We start from the raw sequence: 11,821 nt of genomic DNA, 5'->3' as shown, positions 1-11,821 counted from the left end.
ATCTCGGTCAGCGATGCCGTGGCCAGGTCGAAAAGATAAATGATGAGCGACGCCTTTCGCATCTGCTCACGGGTGCGCTCCACGCCAATGGCTTCGATCACATCCTGGGTCTCACGGAGCCCGGCGGTGTCGATGAACCGGAAGTTGATGCCGCCCAGCACCATCTCGTCTTCGATGGTATCGCGTGTGGTGCCGGGAATATCAGAGACGATGGCACGTTCCTCATTCAGCAACGTGTTCAGCAGTGTCGACTTGCCCGCATTGGGTTTGCCTGCAATCACCGTGGGAATACCGTTTTTGATCACGTTGCCCTGGTCGAACGACTCGATGAGCAAATGCAGGTACGACTGGATCTTCAGGATGAGCGCTTTCAGGTCGTCGCGTTTGGCGAACTCCACGTCTTCTTCACCGAAGTCAAGCTCCAGCTCGATGAGCGAGGCAAAATGGATGAGCTCTTCACGAAGGCGGTCGATCTCTTTGGAAAAACCGCCACGCATTTGGTTGAGGGCGGCCTGCCGGGCGTTGTCAGTTTCAGCGTTGATAAGGTCTGCAACTGCTTCTGCCTGGGCCAGGTCAAAACGCCCGTTAAGAAAAGCGCGTTTGGTGAACTCGCCGGGCTCGGCCAGTCGTGCGCCATTTTTTAACAATACCTTAATGATCTCCTTCACGATCACCGGTGAGCCGTGGCACGAGATCTCCACACTGTTTTCTTTGGTAAAGGAGTTCGGCTCCTTAAAAAGTGATATGAGCACCTCGTCAATGACCTTGTCGCCATCGCGCAGCATGCCGAAGTGAAGGGTGTGTGAAGCCTGGTCTTCCAGTTTTTTGCCGGAGAATACCTTTTGTACTAAGCCGATCGAGTCTTTCCCGGATAACCTGATCACGGCAATGGCGGAGATTCCTTGGGCGGTTGCCAGCGCAACTATCGTGTCGTTCATCGTCGGGAAAAATTGTCTTGTTGCAACTTTTCAACAAACGCCAGCATCAATGTATTGGTTCCGCAGCAGGGGAGGATACCGTCTTGCCTGTGGTGCTTAAGATTATCCATGAAGCAAAGGTATATCATCAACAGCAAAAATCAAGGATCGCAAGGGCCGGACAGACTCCACAACTAAACCGGGCATAAGAATTTTATACAATGGGCCGAAGTTGGTTAAATCCCAGTAAGAAATGTTACGACAGTTTAAAGATCTTATTTTTGATATTCCGTTGATTGAAAATAGGGTTAAGTTCCCATTGAAAAAGAATGCATACGGTTTCTACGATGCTCATTATACCCGGGGCCACGACCTGCGTTGCCCGAATTGCGGCAGCACCATCTGGTCGATAAAGAGCTATCAGCACCTCGAATGTGCTACCTGCTATAAGAACTTCTCCAACCTGGGTGTTCTCGGTATGCAGGAGATTCCGGCACAGGAATGGCAAGGCTGAGACCGGTGCGTGGTCTTTAGTCTTTGTTGATCTCTTCCGCCAGTGCGTTTTCAAACGTCAGCTTACACATTTACAGCGTACGGCCCCAACCAGAAAGGGTTATCAGCGTGAATCTGCGGGATCCACGGAAAACGGCTGCGTGATGGAATTCTCTGCGGTTGAGTGAGATGCTTTCAGCTTTTTGAAGAGCAGTCCGTGCGTAGGGGAGAACATCAGCGCGAGGATAAAGAGCACCCCCGACAACGCAGCGATGGCGCCGGCGATGGAACCATCTACCCACACCGCCAGGTAGTAGCCAGTTACTGACGCGAGTATTCCCACGATCGAGGCGATGATCAGCATCCATTTAAAGTTATCGGTGATCAGGTACGCCGTTGCGGCCGGAGCGATCAGCAGCGCCACCACAAGGATAGCGCCCACCGATTCGAAGGAGGCCACCGTGGTAGCCGATACCGCTCCCATCAGCAGGTAGTGCCAGAGCGCCGTGGAGATACCGATGGCACTGGCATACGCCGGATCGAAGGTGGTGAGGAACAGCTCCTTGAAAAAAAGCACGATGAAGGCAACGATCACAATGAAGATGGTGCCCATAATGTAAATGGCACGGGGGCCGATGTTGCTTCCCGCGTCGGTTATGATCACGTCGAGCGGTACATAGGCGATCTCTCCGTAGAGCACACAATCCTGGTCGAGGTCTACTTTGCCGGCGAACAACGAGATCAATACCACGCCCACAGCAAAAAGCCACGTGAACGTAACGCCGATAGAGGCGTCGGTCTGGAGCCTGGCCTTTTTGTGGAAGAACTCGATGAGAAAAGTGGTGAGCACCCCAATGAGCCCGGCCCCCAGCAGCATGGTGACAGAATCGCGCGAGCCGGAAACCAGGAAGGCGATCACAATACCTGGCAGCACCGCGTGCGAAATAGCATCTCCCACCATCGCCATCTTCCGCAAGATAAGAAAGCACCCCAGCAGCGCACACGTAGTGGCTACTAATGATGCAGTGATGATAATATACAAGTCATTCATATTCGTAAAACTTCTTAACTAACTCCTGGCATTCCTAATGCCTCTTTATTCGTAGCGTCTCCTGGTCAATTATACTACCTCAAACGTCCGCCCCTCCTGACTCCTGGCTCCTGACTTCTATTTATTTATAAGGTATCTCCGATTTATGCGGATCCACCGAAGGATAATCCAGTATCTTTTCAAGCTCCGCCTCCAGCTCCGGTGTGAGCAGGTGCTCGATGGTATCGGCATCTTCATGCACGTGGTCAGGCGCAATATGAAGGTGGGTGGTCAGGTACAGCTCCCACAGGCGGTGAATCTTCACCACGCGCTGGCCCCGGCTCTTTCCTTCTTCCGTGAGCCCCCACAGGTTCCCCGTCCGCTCGACATAACCCTGGCCCTTCAAACGTTTCAGCACCTTCATCAGGTTCTCTTTTTCGAATTTCCGCCTCCGGATGATCTCGTCGGGGTACCGCTGAATGAAGAAGTTTTTGTTCTCTTCGCCAAGCTGGTACAACGCCTTGAGCACGTTCTCGTCGTTGATGGTTTTTCGAATGGTGTACTGGCGCATGAGCCGGCTGATCACACCCCTTCTCGGCGCCAGGAAGAACGAGACGAATGCAATGACGGAGATCACGATCACGATCCAGGGGCCGGTGGGCATCGATGGCGCTACATAAGAGATGTAGGCACCTGTAAGTCCGCTGAACGCCCCGAAGACACTGGCCAGCATGAACATCACTTTGATCTTGTCGGTCCAGAAACGCGCCGCCGCCGCCGGTGTGATCAGGATGGCGGCCATCAGCACCACACCCACAGCCTGGATGCCGATGACCACGGCCAGCACGATCAGCGATGTGAGTACCAGCTCGATCCGCTTCACCGGTAGCCCGATGGCTTTTGCATAATCTTTATCGAAGGCAAGCAGTGAAAATTCTTTGAAGAGCAGAAACACAGAGATCAGCAGTACCACAGCCACCGTCGCAAAAGTGTAGAGGTCGCGACCCACCAGGGCGGCAGCTTTTCCGAAAAGAAAGCTGTCGAGCCCCGTTTGCGCCGCATTGCCCGATTTCTGGATCACAGTGAGCAACAGAATGCCTATACCGAAGAATACGGACAACGTAAGGCCTATCGCTGTATCTTCCTTGATGCGGGTACGCGAAGTGATGAACTCCACAAACACCAGCGAGATCCAGCCCGTGATAAACGCGCCTCCGATCAGGTAAATGGGATTCTTCGTGCCCGACAGGATAAAACCCAGGCAGATCCCCGGCAGCACCGCATGAGCAATGGCATCGCCCACCAGTGATTTTTTATTCAGGAACGTGAACGAGCCCACAATAGCCGAGCTTGCCGTAAGCAGCACCGAGCCGATCACCACAAACCGGATGTTAGGATCAGTGAAGGAGAAAAATTCAACCAATGAGTTCATATTGCTGGGTACGAAGTACGATTTACGAGGTACGATTTTGAAGGTCTCACAACTTTCAACCTTAAACTTCAAACTTTAAACTTGGCTTACCGATTACCATTTACAAATCACCGATTACTGCCTTCCCTGCTCGGATAACTTTCCCGCCTGATCAAATCCGCAACATCCGCCAGCAGCGTAAGCTTGCCGCCGTAAGTTTCCTGGAGGTTGTGCTGGTTGAAGGTCGATTCCGTCGGACCAACGGCCACAAGCCTCGTGTTCAGCATGATCACCCAATCGAAATACTGGGGCACAGACTGCAGGTCGTGATGCACAACCACCACCGTTTTGCGGGCTTCGGTCATGGTGCGAAGCAGGTTGATGATAGCCTTCTCAGTAGCGGCATCCACGCCGGCAAAAGGCTCATCCATAAAATAGATGTCTGCCTGCTGGGCCAGCGCGCGGGCCAGGAAGGTTCGCTGTTGCTGCCCCCCGGAGAGTTGTGAGATCTGGCGGTTGGCAAACGATTCCATGCCCACTTTTTTCAGGCAGTCGAAGGCCACATCACGGTCAGCCTTGCGCGGACTTTTGAACAGTCCCAGCTTTCCGTACCGCCCCATCATCACAATGTCGAGCACCGAAGCGGGAAAATCCCAGTCTACGGATTCACGCTGTGGCACATAGCTGATCCGTTTCCGAACTTCATCGATCGGTTGGTCGAATAGCTTTACATAACCACTGCTGAGCGGCAGCAACCCCATCACAGCTTTGATAAGCGTTGATTTCCCCGCGCCGTTAGGACCAATGATGCCCACCAGCTTGCCCTGAGGCAACGTCAGGTCTATGTCCCACAGCACCGGTTTTCGGTCGAAGGCTACTGTGAGGTCGTGTATCTCGAGGGCTGGCTGCATTGTTATTGACTTGTCTTCCATAATCATTGAATGGTATATCGCAACCCTGCAAAACCTTTGATGCCCTGCACGGGTGCGTAATTGTAACTGGTATCGAATGTGTATCCGTAAGGATTGTTGATGGTAATGTTCTTGTCGAAAGGATCGTACGGCCGCAGCAGCGGATCTTTCGGCATGAAGTTCAGGATGTTTTTGGCGCCAGCATAAACTTCGAGTCCCGACGTGAATGTTTTCGTCACCTGCAGATTCATGATGGTGTACAAAGGCGATTTTGCCGGCCTGAAATCGTTGGGCACAACAGGCAGGTGCATGGGCCCGTTGAGTCTGCCCGTGAGGTCGAATGTGAGTCCGAACCGATCAAGGGAATAACTTACGGAATATGTGCCCGATAACCTTGGCGCAAAAAGCTGCGGTACTTTTCTTTCCCGCCCTGCGTCGTTCTTTTCAACCTGGTAAACATCCATCAGCGTGACTCCCGTGATCACCTTCAGGCTGCTGGTGAACGCAATGTCTGTGTTCAAAGTAATGCCTTTTGAAATAGCATGGCCGTCCAGGTTGTCATAGATGATCATTTCTGGGTCGGTAATAAAATCACCTACGATCTTATTGGTGAAATACGTATAGAAAACGCTGGCATCGATGCCGATGTAACCATTGCTATGGGAAAGGTTGGTGGCGTAGTTGAGGTTCACGTTCCACGATTGTTCCGGCTTCAACGCGTTTTTGATGATCACCTGCCGCGCACCGGTCAGCGCAGCATGATCTTCTGTAAAGAGGTTTACCACGCGGAAGCCATTGCCCATGCTGAGCCTGAAAGTGTTGGACTTGTTAGGCGAATACTTGGCGCTGAGCCGTGGCGAAAAAATGTTGCCGTGCTGGTTGTGCCGGTCATATCGCAGCCCCGACAGCAAGGTAAACTGTTCGCTGAATTTCAGCTCGTCCTGAACAAAAATGCCGGGCAGGAAAGTGCGCATAGGCTTGTTGGTGCGGTTCACCGTATCAGCCGAAGCAGTGCCGGGGGTATTGTCGTCATAGAATACATAACGGAAAGGAACCCCCGCCAGCAGGTCGTGTTTGCCGATCTGTTTGTCCCAGCGCAACTGCGTAAAAGCTACATGCTGGCGCGCGAGGTAAGCGTTAACGCCGTAGTAGGAGTCCTGCAGGTGATAATTATAAGAGTAGTCGAAGAATATCTTCTGCTGCACAGGAAGCTGGTAGTTGCCGATCACTTCCGCGCGGTTCGTGTAGATCGATTCGCCATAGACCTCATTGCTGCCACGGTACGTCCGGTTCCATTGCATTTCTCCGCCCCAGCGGTCTTCATAAACGTAGCGAACGGCAACCGAGGCCTGACGGTTGTCTCTCCGGTGCACATCCCACTTGTTGAACAGCGAGATCCGTTGTTGTTGGGTGACGTCTGTAAAATTGTCTTCGTTCACGTCCAGCTTATTCATGAAGTTGAAGTAGTTGATGCCCAGCAGCGACGAAGCTTTCCTGACGTTCCATTTTACGGCAACGTCGGCATTGTACTCCCGCAGCGAGGTGGCCGAAATGTCTGTTTTAAATGTTGGCGACGTAGCCGGATCTTTGGTGATGATATTGATCAGTCCGCCGACAGCCTCGGAGCCATAGAGCGTTGACGCGGGGCCTTTCACCACCTCGATCCTTTTCACCATGCTGTTGGGAATCCCGGCAAGGCCGTACACCGTGGCGAGGCTGCTCACAATGGGCATGCCATCGATGAGCACCATTGTATAAGGACCTTCCATGCCATTGATATGGATATCGCCTGTATTGCAGACGTTGCAGTTCAGCTGCGGCTGTACACCGTTCACCATACCCAGCGATTCAAAGATGCTGGGCGTGGGATTTTTGAGGAACAGGGCAGGAGAGTAGACTTCAACAGGAATGGGAGAGCTCATTTTTGTCACCTCTTTCATCGTTCCTGAAACCACTACCACTTCCTGCAGCGCGCTGGCGTCAGGTTTCAGCAGTATGGTGTACCGGGTTTGATGCGAGGAAAGTGTAACCGTCTCCGATTTGTATCCCACGAACGAGATGATAAGTTTGGCCTTCTCCGCGAGGGGTGCACTCACCGCTATGGTGAAGCTGCCTTGTTCGTTGGTGGTGGTGCCGGAGGAAGATCCTTCCAGCTGCACCGAAGCGTATGCCAGGGGTTCGCGGGTTTCGGAATCTTTTACCGAACCGGAAATGGTGATAGGCTGCGCATGGCTGGTCATGCTGCCAGTCGCTAGCATCGCGATAACGCCCAATAACAACCTGCCCGCCATACCTTTATTTTAAAGCATCAACAATAGTCTTGACGTTGGCGCTGACCATACCGATGTAGGTGCCCTCGGGTGTTCCCGCCGGCCCCATGGCATCGGAGTAGAGGCTTCCGCCGATCTTCACGTTCCAATTTTTATCACGGCAACCTGCCACCACGGCCTCGATCGACTTATGTGAAACCGAGGTCTCGATGAAGATCGCCTTGATCTTCCGGCTGATGATGAAATTTACCAGCTCCGTTACATCCTTGAGGCCGAACTCAGATACGGTAGAGATCCCCTGCAGTCCTCTTACATGGATGTGGTAAGCATCGCCAAAATAACCGAAGGCATCGTGCGCGGTGATCAGCACGCGTTGTGCTTCCGGTACCTGCTGCAGCGATTGTTTTACCTGCTCGTGCAATGAGTCGAGCTGAAGGATATAGCGTTTACTTCTTTCGCTGTAGTTCTTTGCCTGCGCAGTATCGTGTTGTTGCAGAAAGTCTGAGATGGTGTGTACCGCATACTCCCAGCGCTTGACGTCGAACCAGATGTGCGGATCGTGGGTACCCTGAAAGCCGGGCACTGTGCGCAGGAGGCTGTCGGGTATGCCCGAGGCTACCGCGATCACAGGTTTGGTCTTGCCGAGCTTTTCCAGCACTTCGCCCATCTTGCCTTCGAGGTGAAGACCGTTATAGAACACCACATCGGCGTCTGTGAGCTTCTGCAGGTCGCCCTGGGTTGCCTTGTACAGGTGAGGGTCAACGCCGGGGCCCATCAGCGCGATCACTTCAACCTGGTCGCCCGCCACATTTTCCACGGCATCTTTGATCATACCGGTAGTGGTCACAATGCGCAGTTTGCTTTTTCCATCCACGGGTTTGCCCTGGTTGGAAGTACAACCTGCCAAAAAGAATAGTGAGATAAAAATGAGGTACGAAATGAGGTACGAAGTACGAAGTACGAAGTACGTAGCAGCCGTACCTCGTACCCCGTACCTCGTACCTAAATAAGATGTTGTTGAAAAAACGTTTGGTAGTTTATGCTTCATAGTCATTCAGTTACTAACAGGTTCTGTGCAGCATCCCGCGAGATGAACACCTTTTTGTTGCCATCGATCAGGATCTCGAGAGAGCCATCGAATTCGATCTTTTCCAGGATCACCACCGGCGCGCCAATGTAGACGCCGATCTTGCTCAGGTACTGGAGGAAAGAAGGGGAGCCATCTTTGACGGACCGTATCACACACTTTTTGCTCGTCACCAGATCCGCCAGCGGGATCTGCCGCACCGTCTGGATCTTTCCATTTTTATCGGGAATAGGATGGCCATGGGGATCGGCCGTTGGAAAGCCGAGGAACTCATCCAGCTTTTCGATCAGCAGGTTGGATTGTATGTGTTCGAGCTGCTCCGCCACATCATGCACCTCATCCCACGTGAATTGGAGCTTCTCCACAAGAAAGGTTTCCCAGAGGCGGTGCTTGCGGATCACCATCAGCGCTTCCGATTTTCCCTGCTTGGTGATCTTCACGCCGTAGTATTTCTCGTACCCGATCAGGTTCTTGAGCGAGAGCTTTTTGATCATGTCCGTTACCGAAGCAGCTTTGGTGCTCATCATCTCGGCGATCTCACTGGTGAGCACCGATTTAGTGCCCCCTTCAGAGAGCCGGTAAATAGCCTTCAGATAGTTTTCTTCCGTAAAGCTCAGCATACAATAGAGGTTAACGCCCTATAAAAATAAAAGTTTAGACTAGTCTAAAAAAATATTTAGATACTTTTATTCTGTGATTTCGATTGCGCTAATTTAAAAGATGAGAGATCGCTTGCATCAGCCTGGGTTCTTCATCAGCCCAGCGCACATTTGCAGGTTCCTGGAAGTAGAAATGTTGGTTTTTGAGGGCACTGAGCAGGTTTTCAGCGTCAATGTGGGCAGAGTCGAAAACGCAGGCTGCCGCGTACGGAGCACAGCGGTCGATCCATGGCTGGTGATTGATCAGGATAATGGGAAGTTTCAAACCCAGGTATTCGAACAGCTTGGTAGGCGTAGAATTGCGGGTTGATTCATTATAAGGATAGGCGATGATGCCTGCGCCAGAACCCTGGATGGCCGACAATATCGCAGGATGGGGCACCAGCGTGTCTCCGCCGGTCAGCCGGATGAACGGGTAGGGGGCGATGACATTTCTGATCCGACTCAGCTCCTGTGGTCGTGCACAATACCCGATCAGCAGCAGGGTGATGCGCGGCTCCAGGCGATGCAGCCCAACAGCAATGTCGATGGCATGGAATACCCCGGTGGTCTCAGCCAGTGTTCCGGAGAACAGGAGCTGCCACGGATTTCTTTCTGCTGTGGGACGTGTTTCCGGCAGTTTTACCTTGTTTTCCAGCACAGTGAACCGTTTGCCGGGAAAGGAAAGCTCTTTCGCATAACCTTGTTCGGCCAGAAAGAAATGGTCTACGGCCGGCGCTGTGATGTACTCTTTCATCCGCACATACAGCGCGATCAGTGGCCGGAGCACCCGCGGAAAAGCCGGCAGGTAAAGGATATTGCGGTAATAATTCTCCTGTACGTCGTACACGATCCGGATGCCGCGGAGCAGTTTCAGTATCACCGCCGGCAGCAGCAGCTCGTGCGTGGTAATAATGAGCAACGCAGGCCTCAGCGATAGCACAATATGCAGGATCTTCCATGGCATGAGCAGCCGTTGCAGGCTTAATCGGTTGAAGCGGGGCAGAGGGTGTGATGTGAGGCCGGGGGTATGGGTAGTGGCCGGGAACCCGATGACGTGAACGTCATACCCTTCTGTGGCAAGGCTCTGGCCGATCTTTTCAGCCATACGCGTGTCGTTCACGGGCTTCAGAACGGAGGCAATAACGATCTTTCTTTTTACTTCGGCCATTCCCGTATGTAAATCGTTAAGCGTTAATCATTATTATTGCCTTTTCATGCAAATTACAATTAAGCGATTATAAAATGGAATTCAAGCACATCATTGAAAAGGCCTGGGAAAACCGGGCACTCATTCAGGAACCTGACACCCAGGCAGTCATCCGCTCGGTTGTTGAGAAGCTGGACAAAGGCGAGCTTAGGGTTGCCGAACCTGTTGCTGGCGGCTGGCAGGTGAACGAATGGATCAAAAAAGCCGTGATCCTCTATTTTCCCATCCAGCAGATGGAGACCATTGAAGTTGGGCCGTTTGAATTCCATGATAAGATCGCGCTGAAGAAAAACTACAAGGCGTTGGGCGTCCGCGTTGTTCCCCATGCCATTGCCCGCCACGGTGCATTTGTAAGCAAGGGTGTGATCATGATGCCCTCTTATGTGAACATCGGCGCTTATGTCGATGAAGGCACCATGGTAGACACCTGGGCAACCGTGGGCAGCTGCGCGCAGATCGGTAAGAATGTTCACCTCAGTGGTGGCGTTGGTATTGGCGGGGTGCTGGAGCCTGTGCAGGCAGCGCCTGTCATTGTTGAAGATAACGCTTTCATCGGCTCACGCTGTATTATCGTGGAAGGTGTGCGGGTAGGGAAAGAAGCCGTGCTGGGGGCCAATGTGGTGCTCACGGCAAGCTCCAAGATCATTGACGTAACAGGCGATAAGCCGGTAGAATACAAAAACTATGTACCGGAGCGTTCTGTAGTGATTCCGGGGTCGTATACCAAAAAATTCCCGGCCGGCGATTACCAGGTGCCCTGTGCGCTGATCATCGGCAAGCGGAAGGAGAGCACGGATAAGAAGACGTCGCTCAACGATGCATTGCGCGACAACAGCGTATCGGTCTGAGTGTCACCGGCTTTGCTCGAATCCGGTGAAGCTTTTCCCTGGCACAAGCTTTGGATTTAATACCATCTTAACAATGATTGATTAAATTTGTCAGTTATTCGGGAATGAAGAAACGCATACTGTTCGGTCTGGCACTGCTTATTCTTCTCACGGGCTTCACCGGCGAGCGTAATGACATTTATCCGCCTGTAAAGAACGAAAGCTTTACCCGTGGCGAGGTGCTCAAATTCAAAATGACCTACGGGATCTTCACCGTGGGCCGCGGAAGCGCCAATATCCATGAGGAGTATTTCAAGCTTAACAACCGCGATTGCTACAAGGTCGACATCTTCGCCGAAACCGTAGGCCTGGTAAACTGGGTGGAAGATGTAAAAGACCAGTTCGGTGCCTATGTGGATACAGCGGCGCTGGTTCCACACATGTTCTACCGCCGCATCCGGGAAGGACGCTATCGAAAAGACGAACAAACCTATTTCGACCACGAGAATAAAAAGATCAGGGTAAGAGAGGCCGACCGCAAAACCGGTAAATTCAAGGACCCGCTGATGTATGATGCCCCCGCCCAGGTACGCGACATGATCGCCGGGTTCCTGTATATGCGTACCATGAATTTCTCCAAGCTGCAGGTAAATGATACCGTTGTCATCTCCGGCTTTTTCGAGGATGAGTTCTACAAGCTCCGCATCATCTACAAGGGCAAGGATGTGACCAAAACCAAAGTGGGCAAAGTAAGGACCCTGAAGTTCAAACCTGTGATGCCCAAGAACAAGCTCTTTGATGGCGAAAATTCCATCACCGTCTTTTTCTCCGACGATAAGAACAGGATTCCCGTCAAGATCGACGCCGAAATGTTCATCGGCAGCGCCGGGGTAGAGCTTACGGATTATTCCGGGCTTCGAAATCCGCTTAATCTCGCCAAGTAAATTCAGGTGTCCCGCAGATCACGCTGATCAACGCGGATTTATTATTGTGTATCATCTGCGCTTATCTGCGAAATCTGCGGGAAA

Annotated in this window: 11 protein-coding genes; 3 read left to right on the top strand and 8 right to left on the bottom strand. The window is 52.2% G+C overall.

The window, feature by feature from the left end:
- Positions 1-938: tRNA uridine-5-carboxymethylaminomethyl(34) synthesis GTPase MnmE (mnmE, locus tag KK083_RS08655; protein WP_254162526.1), on the bottom strand; the 938-nt coding region annotated here is incomplete at its 3' end.
- Between the two features lie 232 nt (positions 939-1,170).
- Between mnmE and KK083_RS08650 the strand changes: the two genes are divergently transcribed.
- Positions 1,171-1,431, top strand: coding sequence for a hypothetical protein (locus KK083_RS08650; RefSeq protein WP_254162524.1), 261 nt, complete (start codon positions 1,171-1,173; stop codon positions 1,429-1,431).
- A gap of 102 nt (positions 1,432-1,533) precedes the next feature.
- Here the strand turns inward: KK083_RS08650 and KK083_RS08645 are convergent, their stop codons facing one another.
- The 7 genes from KK083_RS08645 to KK083_RS08615 all read right to left on the bottom strand — a co-directional run bounded on the left by KK083_RS08645 (position 1,534) and on the right by KK083_RS08615 (position 9,927).
- On the bottom strand, positions 1,534-2,460 hold the full coding sequence (locus tag KK083_RS08645) for a metal ABC transporter permease (RefSeq protein ID WP_254162522.1): 927 nt from the start codon (positions 2,458-2,460) through the stop codon (positions 1,534-1,536).
- A 121-nt stretch (positions 2,461-2,581) separates the two neighbouring features.
- Positions 2,582-3,871 (bottom strand): metal ABC transporter permease, encoded by a 1,290-nt coding sequence (locus tag KK083_RS08640; protein WP_254162520.1) that lies wholly within the window; start codon positions 3,869-3,871, stop codon positions 2,582-2,584.
- Positions 3,872-3,978: 107 nt separating this feature from the next.
- Entirely contained in the window at positions 3,979-4,788 is an 810-nt protein-coding gene (locus KK083_RS08635; protein ID WP_317195217.1) for a metal ABC transporter ATP-binding protein, read from the bottom strand.
- A complete protein-coding gene (locus KK083_RS08630; protein WP_254162518.1) occupies positions 4,785-7,052 on the bottom strand; it encodes a TonB-dependent receptor in 2,268 nt (755 codons plus the stop codon). The genes KK083_RS08635 and KK083_RS08630 overlap by 4 nt, the downstream gene beginning before the upstream one ends.
- 4 nt (positions 7,053-7,056) lie before the next feature.
- Positions 7,057-7,938, bottom strand: coding sequence for a metal ABC transporter solute-binding protein, Zn/Mn family (locus KK083_RS08625; RefSeq protein ID WP_254162504.1), 882 nt, complete (start codon positions 7,936-7,938; stop codon positions 7,057-7,059).
- Between the two features lie 143 nt (positions 7,939-8,081).
- Positions 8,082-8,738, bottom strand: a complete 657-nt coding sequence (locus KK083_RS08620) for a metal-dependent transcriptional regulator (protein WP_254162502.1) — start codon at positions 8,736-8,738, stop codon at positions 8,082-8,084.
- Positions 8,739-8,826: 88 nt separating this feature from the next.
- The gene (locus tag KK083_RS08615) at positions 8,827-9,927 is read right to left on the bottom strand and encodes a glycosyltransferase family protein (RefSeq protein ID WP_254162500.1); all 1,101 of its coding nucleotides are present in this window, start codon (positions 9,925-9,927) and stop codon (positions 8,827-8,829) included.
- A gap of 74 nt (positions 9,928-10,001) precedes the next feature.
- Between KK083_RS08615 and KK083_RS08610 the strand changes: the two genes are divergently transcribed.
- Positions 10,002-10,814, top strand: a complete 813-nt coding sequence (locus KK083_RS08610) for a 2,3,4,5-tetrahydropyridine-2,6-dicarboxylate N-succinyltransferase (RefSeq protein WP_254162498.1) — start codon at positions 10,002-10,004, stop codon at positions 10,812-10,814.
- Between the two features lie 104 nt (positions 10,815-10,918).
- The gene (locus KK083_RS08605) at positions 10,919-11,737 is read left to right on the top strand and encodes a DUF3108 domain-containing protein (protein WP_254162496.1); all 819 of its coding nucleotides are present in this window, start codon (positions 10,919-10,921) and stop codon (positions 11,735-11,737) included.
- Positions 11,738-11,821 lie beyond the last annotated feature (84 nt).

The sequence above is a fragment of the Chryseosolibacter histidinae genome, from assembly GCF_018598225.1.
GTDB lineage: Bacteria > Bacteroidota > Bacteroidia > Cytophagales > Cyclobacteriaceae > Chryseosolibacter > Chryseosolibacter histidini.
Note: the sequence above shows the minus strand (reverse complement) of the source record. Positions and strands in the feature narration are given on the sequence as shown.